The 16,819-nt window shown below is 72.8% G+C and carries 18 protein-coding genes and 2 tRNA genes; 14 read left to right on the top strand and 6 right to left on the bottom strand.

Translation table 11 applies throughout. The annotated features are described in order from the left end of the window. Positions 1-51 precede the first annotated feature (51 nt). From Ani05nite_RS32540 to Ani05nite_RS32530, 3 genes are all read right to left on the bottom strand, one after another. Positions 52-1,506 carry a hypothetical protein gene (locus tag Ani05nite_RS32540; protein ID WP_203774733.1) on the bottom strand — a complete coding sequence of 485 codons (1,455 nt, stop codon included), beginning with the start codon at positions 1,504-1,506 and terminating at the stop codon, positions 52-54. 125 nt (positions 1,507-1,631) lie between these two features. Further along, entirely contained in the window at positions 1,632-2,978 is a 1,347-nt protein-coding gene (locus Ani05nite_RS32535; RefSeq protein ID WP_203774732.1) for a M16 family metallopeptidase, read from the bottom strand. Next, positions 2,975-4,291 carry a M16 family metallopeptidase gene (locus Ani05nite_RS32530; protein WP_239130858.1) on the bottom strand — a complete coding sequence of 439 codons (1,317 nt, stop codon included), beginning with the start codon at positions 4,289-4,291 and terminating at the stop codon, positions 2,975-2,977. The genes Ani05nite_RS32535 and Ani05nite_RS32530 overlap by 4 nt, the downstream gene beginning before the upstream one ends. Before the next feature lie 132 nt (positions 4,292-4,423). On the opposite strand from Ani05nite_RS32530, the gene Ani05nite_RS32525 reads away from it, so the two are divergent. Together Ani05nite_RS32525 and arfB are read left to right on the top strand one after the other, a co-directional pair. Beyond that, entirely contained in the window at positions 4,424-5,530 is a 1,107-nt protein-coding gene (locus Ani05nite_RS32525) for a hypothetical protein (protein WP_203774730.1), read from the top strand. A 45-nt stretch (positions 5,531-5,575) separates the two neighbouring features. Next, on the top strand, positions 5,576-6,001 hold the full coding sequence (gene arfB, locus Ani05nite_RS32520) for an alternative ribosome rescue aminoacyl-tRNA hydrolase ArfB (protein ID WP_203774728.1): 426 nt from the start codon (positions 5,576-5,578) through the stop codon (positions 5,999-6,001). Positions 6,002-6,006: 5 nt separating this feature from the next. Here arfB and Ani05nite_RS32515 read toward each other — a convergent pair whose 3' ends face one another. Together Ani05nite_RS32515 and Ani05nite_RS32510 are read right to left on the bottom strand one after the other, a co-directional pair. Next, entirely contained in the window at positions 6,007-6,945 is a 939-nt protein-coding gene (locus Ani05nite_RS32515) for a 3-methyladenine DNA glycosylase (protein ID WP_203774726.1), read from the bottom strand. A gap of 28 nt (positions 6,946-6,973) precedes the next feature. Next, on the bottom strand, positions 6,974-7,798 hold the full coding sequence (locus Ani05nite_RS32510; RefSeq protein WP_203774724.1) for an alpha/beta fold hydrolase: 825 nt from the start codon (positions 7,796-7,798) through the stop codon (positions 6,974-6,976). Between the two features lie 56 nt (positions 7,799-7,854). Between Ani05nite_RS32510 and Ani05nite_RS32505 the strand changes: the two genes are divergently transcribed. From Ani05nite_RS32505 to Ani05nite_RS32465, 9 genes are all read left to right on the top strand, one after another. Next, complete coding sequence (locus Ani05nite_RS32505) at positions 7,855-8,808, top strand: ABC transporter ATP-binding protein (protein ID WP_377881594.1); 954 nt, start codon at positions 7,855-7,857, stop codon at positions 8,806-8,808. Further along, entirely contained in the window at positions 8,805-9,653 is an 849-nt protein-coding gene (locus Ani05nite_RS32500; protein ID WP_203774720.1) for an ABC transporter permease, read from the top strand. The genes Ani05nite_RS32505 and Ani05nite_RS32500 overlap by 4 nt, the downstream gene beginning before the upstream one ends. A 10-nt stretch (positions 9,654-9,663) precedes the next feature. Further along, on the top strand, positions 9,664-9,912 hold the full coding sequence (locus Ani05nite_RS32495) for a helix-turn-helix transcriptional regulator (protein ID WP_203774718.1): 249 nt from the start codon (positions 9,664-9,666) through the stop codon (positions 9,910-9,912). A gap of 41 nt (positions 9,913-9,953) precedes the next feature. Then, entirely contained in the window at positions 9,954-10,757 is an 804-nt protein-coding gene (locus Ani05nite_RS32490; protein WP_203774802.1) for a fumarylacetoacetate hydrolase family protein, read from the top strand. A gap of 242 nt (positions 10,758-10,999) precedes the next feature. After that, positions 11,000-11,206, top strand: coding sequence for a hypothetical protein (locus tag Ani05nite_RS32485; protein ID WP_203774716.1), 207 nt, complete (start codon positions 11,000-11,002; stop codon positions 11,204-11,206). A gap of 93 nt (positions 11,207-11,299) precedes the next feature. Further along, positions 11,300-11,371 (top strand) — tRNA-Gln (locus Ani05nite_RS32480). A 125-nt stretch (positions 11,372-11,496) separates the two neighbouring features. Then, positions 11,497-11,569 (top strand) — tRNA-Glu (locus Ani05nite_RS32475). 106 nt (positions 11,570-11,675) lie between these two features. Beyond that, positions 11,676-12,353 (top strand): N-acyl homoserine lactonase family protein, encoded by a 678-nt coding sequence (locus Ani05nite_RS32470; protein ID WP_239130857.1) that lies wholly within the window; start codon positions 11,676-11,678, stop codon positions 12,351-12,353. A 4-nt stretch (positions 12,354-12,357) separates the two neighbouring features. Further along, the gene (locus Ani05nite_RS32465; RefSeq protein ID WP_203774714.1) at positions 12,358-12,804 is read left to right on the top strand and encodes a hypothetical protein; all 447 of its coding nucleotides are present in this window, start codon (positions 12,358-12,360) and stop codon (positions 12,802-12,804) included. A 68-nt stretch (positions 12,805-12,872) separates the two neighbouring features. On the opposite strand, the gene Ani05nite_RS32460 is transcribed toward Ani05nite_RS32465, so the two are convergent. After that, complete coding sequence (locus tag Ani05nite_RS32460; protein WP_023561932.1) at positions 12,873-13,559, bottom strand: IclR family transcriptional regulator; 687 nt, start codon at positions 13,557-13,559, stop codon at positions 12,873-12,875. A gap of 49 nt (positions 13,560-13,608) precedes the next feature. Between Ani05nite_RS32460 and leuC the strand changes: the two genes are divergently transcribed. From leuC to Ani05nite_RS32445, 3 genes are all read left to right on the top strand, one after another. Continuing rightward, positions 13,609-15,063, top strand: coding sequence for a 3-isopropylmalate dehydratase large subunit (gene leuC / locus Ani05nite_RS32455; protein WP_203774713.1), 1,455 nt, complete (start codon positions 13,609-13,611; stop codon positions 15,061-15,063). 15 nt (positions 15,064-15,078) lie between these two features. Further along, a complete protein-coding gene (gene leuD, locus Ani05nite_RS32450) occupies positions 15,079-15,666 on the top strand; it encodes a 3-isopropylmalate dehydratase small subunit (protein ID WP_203774712.1) in 588 nt (195 codons plus the stop codon). 178 nt (positions 15,667-15,844) lie between these two features. Further along, on the top strand, positions 15,845-16,714 hold the full coding sequence (locus Ani05nite_RS32445; RefSeq protein ID WP_203774711.1) for an HU family DNA-binding protein: 870 nt from the start codon (positions 15,845-15,847) through the stop codon (positions 16,712-16,714). The last annotated feature ends 105 nt before the right edge of the window (positions 16,715-16,819 follow it).

Genomic DNA, 16,819 nt, shown 5'->3' with positions numbered 1-16,819 from the left:
ACGGTATCCGGCCGCCGCCACGATCATCGAGCTATCCCGGGCGACGTCACATCATCGGTAGGGGTTGAAGTTCTGCGCGGCCATCAGGAACCAGGAGGTCGCGCCGACGTGCTGGCGCGGGAAGTAGCCGAACGCGAAGCCGGTGTCGAAGGCGCTGGTCGCGGCCACGATGCCGGCGCCCGCGGGCAGCGGGGTGCCGGTCCAGGTGCCGCCCTCGCCCGGGTTGGAGAGCCGGCCGTGGTCCGGGTCGGCGGTCAGGCCCACGGTCTGCCCGGCGCCGAGGGTCCGCTGGGCCACCGCGATCTGCCGCAGCAGGTGCTTGGCCAGCGCGGTGTCGCCGCGGTCGTCCCGCTTGAGCAGCGCCAGCGCCGTGTGCCCGGTGCCCTCCAGCCAGACCGCGTCGCGGTTGCCCGCCACCGGGCTGCCCGGCACCGGACCGGTACGGATCTTCGCCTGGCTGCTGTACGTCACGCCGGAGACGGCGCCGTCGGTGTTCGCCAGGTGCTCGGTGACCCAGTCCACGGCGTCGTCGTAGCGCCGGTCGTCGAGGCTGAGCAGGGCCCAGCTCTGCACGTCCTCCGGGACGTTGCCGATGTTGATCTGGTCGGGCTCCTCGCCCGGCCCGCCGCCGAGGGTGCCGGTCCAGAGGAAGCGCTCGGCGCGGTTCCACATGGCGCGCACGAACTCCTCGGCGACCGCGGCCCGCGCGTGCCAGCGCCGGTCCCGGGTCAGCTTGGCCAGCAGCGTGAACAGCCCGTACGCGTCGATGTTGTGCTCGGTGGAGGCCCACGGCTGGGCCGTCTCGCCGTCGCCCTGCAGGCCGCCGTGGTAGCCGCCGAACCGGTGCGGCGACCGCCGGCCGGCGATCCATTCGCCGAGCGCGACGGCGCCGTCGAGGTACTTGCCGAGCCGGGTGTCGGCGTAGAGCTGGGCCAGGGCGAGCGCCACCCAGGCCAGGTCCCCGGTCGACGAGCCGCCGAAGCCGTACGGCCACAGGAACGCCGCCTTGCCGTCCTCACGCCGGAGCCCCGGGAAGGACGGTCCGCCGCCGTAGAACAGCATCGGGCCGGCCGCGTACGCCTGGCGGACCCGCCCGTCGGTGTACTTCTCGTCGTTGGCCTGGATCCAGAGCAGGGCGTCGCCGATGAGCCGGGCCCGGCGCACGTTGGCCACCGTCGGGTTGGCCAGGTAGGCCAGCGCCGCGAGCGCGTTGTCGTAGACGAACGCGGTCGTCATCAGCTCGCTCTCGTTGTTGTAGCTCTGCAGCAGCCGGGGCTCGCCGCCCTTGACGTAGGCGTCCTGCACCACGTCGAGGTAGTGGTAGGCGCGGCTCACCGGCTCGGCCAGGGTCCGGTCGACCAGGTGCCGCGGCGCGCAGGTGCCGGCGGCGGCCGTGTCCGGGGCGAGCAGGGGAGACGCGACGGTGGCGGCGGCCGCGGCGGCGGGCAGGGTGAGCAGACGGCGGCGGGAGAACGCTCCCGAGGCGGCCGAGAGGTTGGTGGGCATTGCGGGGGGCTCCCAACGGTCTGAGAGCGCTCTCTCAGCGAGCGCAGGGCGTCATTGAAACCCCGTACCGGCCCGCGTGGCAAGCCACGGGCCGCCGCCGGTCCCGGCGCCGGCCCGCGGCGCGCTCAGATCCCGGCGTCGGCGACCTCGCCCAGCCCGCTCGCCGCCAGCTCGTCGCGGATCGCGGCGCCGTCGCCCTCGACGACCACCGTCAGCGCCTCCGGGTGCAGGTGCTTGGCGGCCGCCGCGGACACCTGGGCCACCGTGGCGTCGAGCAGGCTCCGCCGCAGGCTCGCGTAGTAGTCGTCGGGCAGCCCGTGCACGACCAGCGTGGCGAGCGCGCCGGCGATCGAGCCCGGCGTCTGCATGTCCACCGTCAGCTGGCCGGCCCGCCAGGTGCGGGCCACCTCCAGCTCCTCCTCGGTGACCCCGTCCAGCCGGGTCCGGGTCACCTCGCCGATGGTGTCGGTCAGCGCCGGCGTCGTCACCGCGGTCTGCACCGAGGTGCTGATCCCGAAGCGGCCGAACCGGCGGGTCATCGCGAAGTCGGCCCGGATGCCGTACGTGTAGCCCTTCACCTCGCGGATCAGGTGGTTGAGCCGGGACGTGAACGCCCCGCCCAGCACCGTGGCCACCAGCGTCATCGCCACGTAGTCGGGATTCGCGCGCTCGGGCGCGCGGTGCCCGATGCGCAGCGTCGACTGCACCGAGCCGGGCCGGTCCACCAGCAGCACCCGGCGGCCCGCGGCGATCGGCACGCCGAGCGGGCCGGCCGGGGCGAGCGGCTCGCCGGTCGTGCCGGCGAACGCGGCCGCGCCCAGCTCGGCGAGGTCCAGCCGGGTCAGGTCGCCCGCGACCAGCAGCACGCCCGGGCGCTTGAGCCACGACTCGTGGAAGGCGGTCACGTCCTCGACGGTGACGGCCGCGACCGACGCGGGATCGCCGTGCAGCGGCCGGCCGTACCGCTCGGCCGCCCCGAACAGATCCATCCGCAGGGCGGCGTCGGCCCGCGGCCCGGGCTGCGCCCAGTCCATCCGCAGCGCGGTCACCTCGTCGTCGCGCACCCGCGCGACATCGGCCGGGTCCAGGCGCGGCGTGCGGGCGGCCTCGGCGAGCAGGGTCACCGCCCGGGGCAGCAGCCCCACCGGTACGGAGACACCGACCCGCAGCGAGTCCCAGTCGACCGAGGTGGACAGCTCGGCGCCCAGCCCCTCCAGCGCCAGCGCGAACGCGGCGGAGTCGCGGGTCGTGGTGCCCTCCTCCAGGCACTTGGCGAGCACGGTCGCCGTGCCCTCCCGGCCGGCGGACTCCCGCGCGCCGCCCGCGTCGAGCAGCAGGGCGGCGGTGGCCAGGTGCTGGCCCGGCATGTGCGTGGCGACGACCTCGCCGCCGCCGACGGAGACGCGCCGGATGTCCGGGAACGTGTACGGCCGGGGGTCGCCCGGGCCGGGCCGGGTGGCCACGAGGCTCACTGGTCGGTCCCTTCGTCGCTCAGGTAGGTCAGGGTCACGCGGGACTCCGGGTTCAGGGTGCGGGCCGCGTCGAGGATGTCGCCGGCCGTGACGGACTGCCACTGCGGCAACCGGTAGGCCGCGCTGGTGGCGTCGCCGAACTGGGTCGCGTACCGGCTCAGGGTGTCGGCCCGGCCGCCGACCGTGGACATCTGCCGCCACCACGAGGTGGTCAGCAGCGCCTTGGCCCGTTCCAGCTCGGCCTCGGTCACCGGCTCGGTGGCCATGCTGTCGAGCACCTCCGCGACGCCGGCCTCCAGCCTCTCCGCGGTCACGCCGTCCTTGGCGGTGGCGGTGACGATCAGCGGGGCGGGCGCGTGCGCCAGGTCGACGCCGTACGCGCCGATGTAGTCCGGCTGCGCGATCCGGGCGCCGTCGGCCAGCCGCTGGTAGAGCCGGCTGCCCCGGCCGCTGCCCAGCACCGTGGCGAGCACGGTGACGGCGTCGTACCCGGCCGTGCCGAACGGGTGGGTGCGGTGCGACAGGTAGACCCGGGGCGCGGGGACCTTGCCGGTCACCGTCTCGCGGACCGGCTCGGTGGCCGCGCCGGTGATGTGCCCGCGCGGCGCCGGCGGGATGTCCGAGACCGACTCCAGCGCGCCGAAGTACTTCTCGGCCAGCGCGAACACGTCGGCCGGGGTGACGTCGCCGGCGACGGTCAGCACCGCGTTGTTGGGGGCGTAGTACTGCTGGTGGAAAGCCTTGAACGTGTCGAGCTCGGCGGCGTTCAGGTCCTCCATCGACCCGATCGTCGCGTGGTGGTACGGGTGCCCCGGCGGGTACAGCAGCGGCAGCAGGCGCAGCCACGCGTCGCCGTACGGGACGTTGTCGTAGCGCTGCCGCCGTTCGTTCTTGACGACCTCGCGCTGGTTGTCCAGGGTCTCCTGGGTCAGCGCCGGCACCAGGCCGCCCATCCGGTCGGCCTCCAGCCAGAGCCCCAGCTCGAGGTGCTCGACCGGCAACGTCTCGAAGTAGTTCGTGCGGTCCGGGTTGGTGGTCGCGTTGAGCGAGCCGCCGGAGCCCTGGACCAGACGCATGTGCTCGGTCTTGGCCACGTGCGCCGACCCCTCGAACATCAGGTGCTCGAAGAGGTGCGCGAAGCCGGTCTGGCCGGGCGGCTCGTGCCGGGAGCCGACGTCGTACCAGAGGTTCACGCAGACCACCGGCGCGGTGTGGTCCTCGCTGACGACCACGCGCAGGCCGTTGTCCAGGCGCGCGGTTTCGATGGGCCACGGATAGCCGGTCGGGGTGACCGGCGCGGGCTGAGCAGACACGCAACCTCCCTCTAGCGGCGGCCGTCTTCCGGCGGCGCCGTCACCAGTATCCCGGCTGAGCCCGCCGGAGCGCTCCATCGCGGGGCTTTCGGCCCGTCCGGCGGGGCAGCCACCGGGCGCATACTCACGTCTATGCGTCCTTGGAAGGTGCTCGCTGCCGCCTCAGCGGGTCTGCTCCTCGCCGGCACCGCTGCCCCGTCCGCCGGCCTGGCCGCCGCCACCACCACGATCACGTCGCTGACCGTGCCGGCCGCGCCGGTCGACCTGGAGACCTCGCCCGGCGCGGTCATCCGGGCCCACATCGTCGACTCGGTCGGGGTGGTCCCCGGCGACATGTCCGACGAGATCGACGGCGCCACCTACCTCTGCGTCTCGGCCTCGGACCCGGGCGGTGACGACGGCTGCTACGCCCAGTCCCCCCACCTGGTCAGCGGCACCGCCAAGGACGGGGAGTGGGAGTTCGACCCGTTCGACGGCAAGCGCGCCTACGGTGGCTGGGAGGCCACCCGGATCCACGTCGTCCGGGCCGACGGCACCAGCCGGATGGTCGACCTGCGCCCGCTGCCGTTCCCCCGGGCCTTCCGCACGATCGGCCGCTTCGGCGCGTTCTTCGACCGGCAGTCGCCCACCTCCGCCGAGAACACCACGATCACGTACGGCGGCACGGTGACCCTGCGCGCCCGCGCGTACTGGATCGACGAGCTCGTCAAGCGCCACCCGATCGCCCACCAGCAGGTCCGGGTCGTGCAGGAGGACCAGGCCGAGCCGGTCATCGACGGCGACGAGCGGTTGCTGACCACGGTGACCACCGCCGCGGACGGCACGCTGGCGGTGACCGTCAAGCCCGAGCGCAAGGCCTTCCGCCTGTACCTGATGTTCGACAAGGGCACGTCCGCCGACGGGGTCCGGTACATGGACGGCATCGCCTGGACCGGCCGGGTCGACGTCAGGGTGCGCATCGGCATCAGGTCCAAGCCGTCGACCCTGCCCGCCAGGACCGTCGGGTACGTCGAGGGCAACGTCATTCCGGCCGTTCACGCCGGCCAGAACGCCTACCTGCAGCGCTACAGCGGCGGCTCCTGGAAGATCGTGAGCAGCGCGAAGATCCGCAGCTCGGGCCGCTTCACCCTGGCCGCGCAGCCGCCGGGCCGGGGCTCGTACCGGTACCGCGTCTACAAGGCGAGCGACGCCCTGCACGTCTACAACGTGACCCGGCCCTTCACCATCGTCGGCACCTGAGGACCGCGTTGGCGGTCCGGGCGCGGGCGATGCCATGCTGGGCGCGTGGCGGACGACGTACGGGTCAGTGACCGGTTGACGATTCCCGCCGCCGAGCTCTCCTGGCGGTTCTCCCGCTCCAGCGGGCCCGGCGGTCAGGGCGTCAACACCACCGACTCCCGGGTCGAGCTGTCCTGGGACCTGGCCGGTTCGGAGCTGCTGCCGGCCGCGCTGCGCGAGCGCGCCGTCGGGCAGCTCGGCGGCCGGCTGGTCAACGGCGTGCTGACGATCACCGCCTCGGAGCACCGCTCCCAGCTGCGCAACCGCGAGGCGGCCGCCGCCCGGCTGGCCGCACTGGTCGGGGCGGCCATCGCGCCGCCGCCGCGCCAGCGCCGCCCGACCAAGCCGTCCCGCGGATCGGTCGAGCGCCGCATCGGTGCCAAGAAGCGTCGCGCGCAGATCAAGCGCGACCGCCGCGCCGACCCGGACTGACCGGCTCAGCTGTTGTGCGGGGCCACGGCCTCGCGGTTCTCCGCGGCCAGGGCCGGCCCGAGCAGCTCGTCGCAGACCCGGATGAGCCGGGCCCGCAGGGCCGACGCGCGGCGGGCGAACTCCCGCTGCCGGGCCACGTACTCCGCCTTGCCCTCGGGCGTCTCGATCTTCACCGGCTCCTGCCCGTAGGAGGTCAGGTCGTACGGGCTGGCCTGCATGTCGAGCAGCCGGATGTCGCCGGCCAGGGCGAAGCAGTCCAGCGCGAGGGCGCCCGGCACCGCCGGGCCGAGCTTGCTCGCCCATTTGTGGCAGTCCATCGCCGCGTGCAGGCAGCCCGGCTGGTCCAGGTCGACCTGCGTGGCCCGGGTGGGCTGGAGGCGGTTGAGGCCCACCGCCTCGGGGGTGAAGAAGCGGAACGCGTCGAAGTGGGTGCAGCGGATCGGGTGCTCCTCGACCACCTTGTCCGTCTCGGCCTGGCCCAGCCGCAGCGGCAGGGAGTGCCGGTGCTCCGGCTGGCGGTAGACCATCGCCCACTCGTGCAGGCCGAAGCAGCCGGAGAACGCCGGGCGGGACGCCGTGGCGGTGAGCAGGCCGTGGATGTATCGCACGCTCTCGCCGCGGGCGTGCATGTATGCCTCGATGTCGAGTGTCACGACGCCGTCCGGGTGCGCCTTGTACCACTTCCAGGAGGCGTGCTCGGCCACCCCGGTCGGCGCCGCGGCCAGGCCGGTGCCCACGCCCGGGTGCCAGCGGCGCAGTTGCGCCGGGCGGGTGCCGTAGTAGTCGTACAGGAAATCCTCTATGGCGTGCTTCTCGCCCGCCGCCTTGCGGGCGCGGTGGCCGGCGGTCATCTCGTCGGCCCGCTCCGCGTGGGCGCGGGCCAGCGGGATCCAGCTGACCGAGGGCAGCACGGTGGTCAGCGCGTGGGTTTCGCTGATCCGCATCGCACCAGCGTATCCAGCAAGTCCACTCCTATCGAGCCGTGGCGTCGTCTGTGGTGAGGAACGCCCGAACGAGGTCCGCCACGGCGGCGGGTGCGCTCCCGCCGGGCGCGTGGTGATCCGGCTCCGGCACCAGCGCGTACCGGGCGTGCGGGATGAGCGCCGCGAGCCGCGGTTGCATCCGGTGCTGCCATTCCGGGTCGCGGCCGCCGGCAATGATCAGGGTGGGCGATGTTACGGCCGCGTACCGGTGGCCGTCGGGGTCCGGGCCGACCGCGGCGCGCACCTCGGGCGCCGCGGTGGGCTGCAGTTGCCGGGTCTGCCGGCCGTCCGGCGTCCGCAGCAGGAACCACGCGAAGGCCGTGAGGGCCGGCATCGGCACCACGCCGACGGGGGCGAAGCCCAGCCCGGTGAGGAAGGTGGCCATCGCGGTGGCCGTCCGTCCGTGCGGCCCGCCGCGCTCGAGCCCGGGCCGGGACGCCGGGTCGGGCGCGCCGTCGAGGCCGGCGGCCGGCTCGTGGATCACCAGCCGGCGCAGGTCGCGGCGCAGCGCCACGTGCAGCGCGGCCAGCCCGCCGTAGCCGTGTCCGAAGAGCTCGGCGGAGCCGGTGGCGTCGAGCACGGCCAGCGCGTCCTCGACCTCCCGCTCGATGGAGGAGCCCGCCGGCGGCGGTCCGCTGTCGCCCGGGCCGTGGCGCTCGATGACGTGCACCGTGCGGGAGTCGCCCAGCGACTCGGCGAGCCGGCGGCAGCGGTGCGAGCGGCGCAGGCCGCCGGGGACGACGACCAGCCCGGGACCGGATCCGGTGCTCGTCACTTCGAGCCGGGCGCCGTCGGCGCTGGTGATAGTGGGCATGTGAACGAATGTAGTACATCTACTACATCCTTGATAGTCTGCTGGACATGGAGACCATGACGGGGGAGTGGGTGACGGGCCGCGAAGCGGCTCCGGAGCAGCCGGCGCTCGAGGTCCGCGACCTGCGGATGCGGTACGGCAACCACGACGTGCTGCAGGGGGTGACGTTCACTGTCCGGCGCGGCGAGGTCCTCGCCCTGCTCGGTCCGAACGGCGCCGGCAAGACCACCACCATCGAGATCCTCGAGGGCTTCCGGATGCGCTCGGCCGGCGCGGTCCGGGTGCTCGGCGCCGATCCGGCGACCGCCGGTGAGGCCTGGCGGGCCCGGGTCGGCGTGGTGCTGCAGTCCTGGCGCGACCACGGCAAGTGGCGCGTCCGCGAGCTGCTGCACCACCTCGGCACCTACTACGCCGACCACTCGACGCCGCGGATCAGCCGCCCCTGGCCGGTCGACGAGCTGATGGAGCTGGTCGGGCTGGACGCCCAGGCCGGCACCCGGATCAACCGGCTCTCCGGCGGTCAGCGCCGCCGGCTGGACGTCGCGATCGGCATCGTGGGCCGGCCGGAGGTCCTCTTCCTCGACGAGCCGACGGTGGGCTTCGACCCGGCGGCCCGCCGCGAGTTCCACGACCTGGTGCACCGGCTGACCGATGTGGACGACACCACGGTGCTGCTGACCACCCACGATCTGGACGAGGCGGAGAAGCTGGCCGACCGCATCGTCATCCTGGCCGGCGGCCGGATAATCGCCGCGGGCTCCGCCGACCAGCTGTCCCGCCGGGTCGCGGCGGAGTCCGAGATCCGCTGGAGCCGCGCCGGCTCCCGGTACGTGCACTCCGCCGCCGACGCCACCGCCTTCGTGCGCGAGCTCTTCCTCCAGTACGGCGAGGACATCGCGGATCTGGAGGTGCGCCGCGCCAGCCTGGAGGACACCTACATGACCCTGGTCCGTGACTTCGAGGCCGGCCGGGGCGCCGCCGCGGCCGCCGCCTTCGAGGTGGTCCGATGAGCGCCGTGGCCACCGCCGCCCGCGCGGGTCTGGCCCGCGGCGTGATCGAGCTGCGGCAGACCCTGACCAACGTCTTCGACCTGTGGACGTACTTCTTCCCGGCGGCCCTGCTCGTCGGCACGGTCTACTTCATGCGCGACGCCACCGTGCCCGGCACCGGCCTGTCGCTGGGCGCCCGCACGCTGCCCAGCACGCTGGGCATGGGCCTGGCCTTCGCGGGCCTGATGACGGTGGCCACGCTGCTGCTCACCGACCGCGAGGACGGCACCCTGCTGCGGGCCAAGGCGACGCCGCACGGGATGCCCGGCTACCTGATCGGCAAGCTGGTGTTGGTCGGCGGGATGGCGGCGGTCAGCCTGGTCCTGCAGATCGTGCCGAGCCTGTTCATCGTCGACGGGCTGCACATCGACGCGGCCGGGTGGCTCACGCTGGCCTGGCTGGTGCCGCTCGGCTTCGCCGCCACCATCCCGCTGGGCGCCGTCTTCGGCTCGCTGCTCGACAACCCGCGCAACATCGGCCTGCTCCTGCTGCCGCTGGGCGCGCTGGTGACGGTCTCCGGCATCTTCTACCCGATCACCGGCATGCCGGGGTGGCTGCACGGGGTCGCGCAGGTCTTCCCGGTCTACTGGCTAGGGTTGGGCATGCGTTCCGTGTTCCTGCCCGACGCGCTGGCCACCGTCGAGCTCGGCGGCTCGTGGCAGCACCCGCAGACCTTCGGCGTGCTGGCCCTCTGGGCGCTGCTGGGCCTGGTGCTGGCCCCGGTGGTGCTGCGCCGGATGGCCCGCCGCGAGTCCGGCTCCGCGGTGGCCGAGCGCCGCGACCGGGCGATGCAGCGGGTCGGGTGACGGCCGGCCGATGAGCACCGAGATCACGTACAACCGGATCGCCATGCTGCGCGCCGAGCGGGGCATCTCGCGCCGCCAGCTCGCCGACGCCCTCGGGGTGCACTACCAGACCGTGGGCTACCTGGAGCGCGGCGAGTTCAGCCCGTCGCTGCACCTGGCCCTGCGGATCTGCGCCTACTTCGAGGTGCCGGTCGAGGTGGTGTTCTCGCTGACCCCGTTCCCCCGGCTGGGCGCCGAGACCGTGCCGCGCAGCGCGTAGCCTCGGTCCTGCGTTTTCATCGTTAATGGATGGGGTTATCCGTGCGTTTCGCTCGTTTTGTTCATGCCGGTGGCGTGTCCTTCGGCGTCGTCGAGGGTGAGTCGGGGGCCGGGACCAAGGGTCTGACCGTCGCCGAGATCGGCAGCCTCCCGTTCGAGCAGGTGCGCTTCACCGGGCAGCGCTGGGCGCTGGCCGACGTCCGGCTGCTCGCGCCGATCTTCTCCAGCAAGGTGATCGGGGTCGGCCGCAACTACGCCGAGCACGCGGCCGAGCACGGCAACGAGGTGCCCAAGGAGCCGCTGATCTTCATCAAGCCGTCCACCTCGGTGATCGGTCCGAACGACGCGATCCGCATCCCGCCGCAGTCCCAGCAGGTCGAGCACGAGGCCGAGCTGGCCGTGGTGATCGGCGCGACCGGGGCCCGCCGGGTGGACCGGGCCGGCGCGCAGCGGGCCATCTTCGGCTACACCGTCGGCAACGACGTGACCGCCCGCGACCTGCAGCGCACCGACCCGCAGTGGACGCGGGCCAAGGGCTTCGACTCGTTCTGCCCGATCGGGCCGTGGATCGAGACCGAGCTGGACGTCAGCGACCTGGAGGTGCGCTGCGAGGTGGGGCGCGATCCGGAGCAGATGGAGGTGCGCCAGCTGGGCCGGACCAAGGACATGGTCTTCGACGTGCCGACACTGGTGTCGTACGTCTCGCACGTGATGACGCTGCTGCCCGGCGACATCATCCTGACCGGCACCCCGGCCGGGGTGAGCCGGATCGTCTCCGGCGAGACCGTGATGGTCAGCGTTCAGGGCATCGGCGAGCTGCGCAACCCGGTGGTCTCCCTGGACTGACGCTCGATCCGGTCCAGCAGCAGCCCCAGGCCGTGGGCGAAGGCGTCCGCGGCCTGCCGGTCGGGTCCGCGGTGCTGTTCGACGTCGAACCCCTCCCAGAGCCTTCCGCGCTGTGTCCACCAGGCGTCGTTGGACTCGCCGGTGGCCCGGCGCGGGCAGGCGGCGGCCGAGCCGCGCGGCCACCCGGGCCATCGAGGCCGCGGCCAGCCCCTCGGCGTCGGCCTGCGTGATGCCGGCCGGTCGTGGACGAGCTGCCGGCCCTCGGCGCGAGCGACGTGCGGGCGCAGCTGAGCGCGGCCATGGGCGAGCACGCGGCCCGGTACGCCGACGGCCTGCGCCGGCTGGTCGGACATCCGCAGGTGGCGGTGCTGACGGTGGCCGAGCTGACCGGCCAGCCGGGCCCCCGGTTCGCCGCCTGGGCCCGGGACAACACGGACATGTTCCGGTAGTCGGGCGGTCACGGAAACGCGGGAGGGGAACCCGATTTGGCGGCCACCATGGGCTCGGGTAGAGTTTCCACTCGGTACGGCAAGCCGTACCAATGGGGTATGGGGTAATTGGCAGCCCGACTGATTCTGGTTCAGTTAGTCTAGGTTCGAGTCCTGGTACCCCAGCGCGACCGACTCCCGCAAGGGCGGTGGTGCTGGACTTCTGATAGAGTTCCGCACCGTTGCTCACGCCAAAGAGCCGGAAGCAACAGGTAAGGCACCACAGAAGTTCTGGCAGTGCAGCGTGTTCTGGCCCCGTCGTCTAGCGGCCTAGGACGCCGCCCTCTCAAGGCGGTAGCGAGGGTTCGAATCCCTTCGGGGCTACAAGCAGCAAGCGGCTCGTGTCGACAGACACGGGCCGCTTTTGTCTGTCCCGGGTCGCCGGGCCGGGCCGGTGGGCGGCAGACTCGTCGCTGTGACGGACATCAACGTGCGACGCATCGATTTCGGCTACTTCATCCGGCCGGCCGAGGAGACCGGCACCGGCTCGCCCCGGGTCGAACCGTGCCTCGGCTATCTGGTCGAGCATCCCGGCGGTGCGCTGCTGGTCGACACCGGCATGGGCGCCGACCCGGACGTGGACGCGCACTACCGCCCCCATCGCGTGCCCCTGCCCGAGGCGCTCGCCGCCGTCGGCGCCCGGCCCGAGGACATCAGGCACGTCGCCAACTGCCACCTGCACTTCGACCACAGCGGCGGCAACCCCGCGCTGCCCGGCCGGCCGATCTACACCCAGCGGCTCGAGCTGGAGATCGCCCGTACCGTCGAGGACCACACGCTGCCCTGGCTGATCGACAGCCCGGGCGCGGTCTACGAGGAGCTGGAGGGGGAGGCCGAGATCCTGCCCGGCGTGGTCGTCGTGCCGACCCCCGGGCACACCGCGGGCCACCAGTCGCTCGTCGTGCGGCGCGGCGACGGCACGGTGATCGTCGCGGGACAGAGCCACGACCACGCGGTCGGGTTCACCGCCGATGTGCTGGCCGGGCGGGCCGGCCGGGACGGCGCCGAGGCGCCGCTGCCGTTCCCGCCGGCCTGGATGGAACGGCTGCTGAGCTTCGACCCGGCCCGCGTCGTCTTCGCCCACGACAACGCCGTCTGGACCCCCTGACGCGGTGTCCGGTCGTGGGGACGGTCACCGGTGGGCGGATGCGCCGCGCGGGGTCCGGGTCACCTTCGCGGTGCTGGTGGCGATCTTCGCCTACGGCGCGGCCGTGCACCTGACCCAGCTTCACCTCGGCGGCCTCGATCCGTATCCGGCGATGCCGTCGTGGCTGGCCGCCTATTTCGGGTCCCTCGCGCTGCTGGACCCGGCGGCGGCTCTCCTGCTGGCGTTGCGGCGCCGGGCCGGCCTGGCGCTGGGCGCCGTCGTGCTGACGACGGACGCGCTCGCGAACGCCTACGCCAACTACGTGGTGGACCGGACCGGCGGCGTCACGCCGGGCCGGATGGGGCAGGCGGTCATCGCGGCGCTCGCCCTCGGGCTGCTCCTGGCCGCACCCCGGATCGCCCCCTGGCTGAACGGCGGCCGTGACCGCGCCGGACGGTTCAGCGGCCGCTGAGTCGGCGGCCGTTGCTGTGCCGGGCGGTGAGCGGTCGCTGAGTCGGCGGCCGTTGCTGTGCCGGGCGGTCAGAGGCCGCTGAGTCGTTGTCCCGCGCGGACCACGGCCATCGCGTGGCGTTCGCCGGGGCGGCGGCCGAGCCGTTCGATCGGACCGCTTATCGAGATCGACGCGATGACCCGGCCCGTCCGGTCCCGGATCGGGGCGGAGACGCTGGCCACACCGGGCTCGCGTTCCGCGACGCTCTGGGCCCAGCCGCGCCGGCGCACCTCGGCCAGCGTGCGGCCGGTGAACTTGCATCGCGGCAGCAGCGGCATGACCGCCTCGGGCGGCTCCCAGGCGAGCAGGATCTGGGCCGCGGAGCCGGCCACCATCGGCAGCACCGAACCGACCGGCACCGTGTCGCGCAGCCCGCTCGCCCGCTCGGCGGCGGCCACGCAGATCCGCTCGTCGGCCCGGCGCAGATAGAGCTGGGCGCTCTCGCCGGTGGCGTCGCGCAGCGCCGACAGCAGCGGCTCGGCCGCCGTCAGCAGCACGTCCGGCGCCGCGTTGGCCAGCTCGCCCAGCCGCGGCCCGGGCCGCCACCGGCCCTGGGTGTCGCGCACCAGCATCCGGTGGATCTCCAGGGCCTGGGCCAGCCGGTGCGCGGTCGCCCGGGGCAGCTTGGTCCGGTCGACTAATTCAGCCAGGCTGGCGCCGTCGACACAGGCGGCGAGGATGACCACCGCCTTGTCGAGAACGCCGACACCGCTCATACTGTGTCCCACAAGCCGAAACATACCTCCCAGAATTTAGGATGTCCAGATGGTGGGAGTCACTCCCGATCAGGGGAAACCCAGGACCCTGGCCGAGAAGGTCTGGGACGACCATGTGGTGCGGTCCGCCGACGGTGAGCCCGACCTGCTCTACATCGACCTGCACCTGCTGCACGAGGTGACCAGCCCGCAGGCCTTCGACGGCCTGCGGCTGGCCGGGCGCAAGGTGCGCCGCACCGATCTCACGCTGGCGACCGAGGACCACAACACCCCGACGGGCTACGCCGATCCGGCGTTCAACACCCGACGCGGCGACCTGATGACGATCCTCGACACCGTCTCGCGCACGCAGATCGAGACCCTGCGCAAGAACTGCGCCGAGTTCGGTGTGCAGATCCGCTCGCTCGGCGACGCCGACCAGGGCATCGTGCACGTGATCGGCCCGCAGCTGGGCCTCACCCAGCCCGGCACCACGATCGTCTGCGGCGACTCGCACACCGCGACCCACGGCGCGTTCGGCGCGCTGGCCTTCGGCATCGGCACCAGCGAGGTCGAGCACGTGCTGGCCACCCAGACGCTGCCGCAGGCCAAGCCGAAGACGATGGCGGTCGTGGTCAGCGGCGAGCTGCGCCCGGGGGTCTCGGCCAAGGACCTGATCCTCGCGCTGATCACCCAGACCGGCACCGGCGGCGGCAACGGCCACATCGTGGAGTACCGCGGCGAGGCCATCCGCAAGCTCTCCATGGAGGGCCGGATGACCATCTGCAACATGAGCATCGAGTGGGGCGCCAAGGCCGGCATGATCGCGCCGGACGAGACCACGTTCGCGTACCTGAAGGGCCGCGAGCACGCGCCCGAGGGCGCCGACTGGGACGCCGCGCTGGCGTACTGGCGGACCCTGCCCAGCGATGAGGGCGCCGAGTACGACACCGAGATCCACATCGACGCCTCGACGGTCAGCCCGTTCGTCACCTGGGGCACCAACCCGGGCCAGGGCGCGCCGCTCGACGGCGCGGTGCCCGACCCGGAGGAGTTCGTCGAGGAGTCGGACCGCAACGCCGCCCGCCGGGCCCTGGAGTACATGGACCTGCGGCCCGGCACCCCGCTCAGGGACGTCGCGGTGGACGTGGTGTTCGTCGGCTCCTGTACCAACGGGCGCCTGGAGGACCTGCGGGCCGCGGCCGACGTGCTGCGCGGGCACAAGGTGCACGAGGGCGTCCGGATGATGATCGTGCCCGGGTCGTTCCAGGTGCGCGCGGCCGCCGAGGCCGAGGGGCTGGACAAGGTCTTCACCGAAGCCGGCGCCGAGTGGCGCTTCGCCGGGTGCTCGATGTGCCTGGGCATGAACCCGGACACGCTCAGCCCCGGCCAGCGCGCCGCCTCCACCTCCAACCGCAACTTCGAGGGCCGGCAGGGCCGCGGTGGGCGTACCCACCTGGTCTCGCCGCAGGTCGCCGCGGCCACCGCGGTGGCCGGCAAGCTGGCCGCCCCGGCCGACCTCTGAGCAGGAGCAGCAACCATGGACAAGTTCACCACCCACGCCGGCACGGTCATGCCGCTGCGCCGCTCCGATGTGGACACCGACCAGATCATCCCGGCCGTCTACCTCAAGCGGGTCACCCGGACCGGGTTCGAGGACGGGCTGTTCAGCGCCTGGCGGGACGACCCGTCGTTCGTGCTCAACAACCCCGCGCACGCGGGCGCGACCATCCTGGTGGCCGGGCCCAACTTCGGGACCGGCTCCTCGCGCCAGCACGCCGTCTGGGCGCTGCGCGACTTCGGCTTCAAGGTCGTCATCGCGGCCCGCTTCGGCGACATCTTCCGCGGCAACGCCCTCAAGGAGGGCCTGCTGCCGGTGCAGCTCGACCAGAAGGCGGTCGAGGCGCTCTGGGATCTGGCCGACAGCGAACCGGACAAGCGGATCACGGTCGACCTCGAGCAGCGCCAGGTGCGCGTGGACGACGCCGTCTGGACCTTCCCGATCGACGATTTCAGTCGGTGGCGGCTGATGGAGGGCCTCGACGACATCGGACTGACGCTGCGCCACGAGCAGATGATTACCACGTACGAGTCCGGCCGCCCGGCCTTCAAGCCGGTGGTCGTCTGAGGCCGATTTTCCTTGCGGTTGCAGGCTTTCTCGCCCCCATCGGGTTGCCGGTGGGGGCGAAATCGTTGCGACACAAGGGTTTTTTTTCGAGCAGATGTTTGTGTCTGCTGGTCAGAGGGCATACGGTGCGCGCAGAATGGCTCGCATTGGGCCAGTTCTCATGTTCGGGAGGAAACCAGTGAACAAGGCCGAGCTCGTCGAGGCGCTCGCCGCCCGACTCGGGGACCGGAAGACGGCGACAGCAGCGCTGGATGCGGTCATCAGCGAGGTGCAGAACGCCGTTACCAAGGGCGATCGCGTTGCCATTACCGGTTTCGGAGTCTTCGAGAAGCGGGCGCGCAATGCCCGTACCGCGCGCAATCCGCGCACCGGTGAACCGGTGAAGGTGAAGAAGACGTCGGTCCCGGCATTCAAGCCCGGAACCGGATTCCGGGAGATGGTCGCGAGCGGCAAGGTGGCCAAGGCCACCGCGGCGAAGAAGACCACGGCGGCGGCGAAGTCGACCGCCACCAAGGCCGCCCCGGCCAAGTCGACCGCCACCAAGACGGCGGCGGCAACCAAGACGACGGCCGCCAAGAAGACGACCGCCGCCAAGACCACGCCGGCCAAGACCGCCACCAAGGCGGCGCCGGCCAAGACCGCCGCGGCCACCAAGGCCACGGCCAGCAAGGCCACCGCCAGCAAGGCGACGGCCACCAAGGCGACGGCCACCAAGGCCGCGCCGGCCAAGACCGCCACCAAGTCGGCCACCACGGCCAAGGCCACGCCGGCCCGCAAGACGGCCGCCACGAAGTCGGCCGCCACCAAGGCGGCGCCGGCCAAGACCGCCACCAAGTCGGCGGCGGCCACCAAGTCGGCCACCACGGCCAAGGCGGCCCCGGCCAAGAAGGCGGCGACCAAGACGGCGCCGACCAAGGCCACCGCCACCAAGTCGGCGACGGCGGCCAAGAAGACCACCGCCGCCAAGACGACCACGGCAGCGGCCAAGGCCACACCGGCCAGCCGGGCGACCACCGCGCGCACCGGCACGGCTCGCAAGACCCGTTGATCCAGGGGGCCTTTCCGGCCCGCTCAGCGGCACGCTGAGGTACGAAGGGCGTCCACCCGTACGGTGGACGCCCTTCGCGTGTTCCGGCGCCACAGCGGCCGTGCG

Origin of the sequence: Actinoplanes nipponensis (assembly GCF_016862275.1) — a bacterium.
GTDB classification, from domain to species: Bacteria; Actinomycetota; Actinomycetes; order Mycobacteriales; family Micromonosporaceae; genus Actinoplanes; species Actinoplanes nipponensis.
Note: the sequence above shows the minus strand (reverse complement) of the source record. Positions and strands in the feature narration are given on the sequence as shown.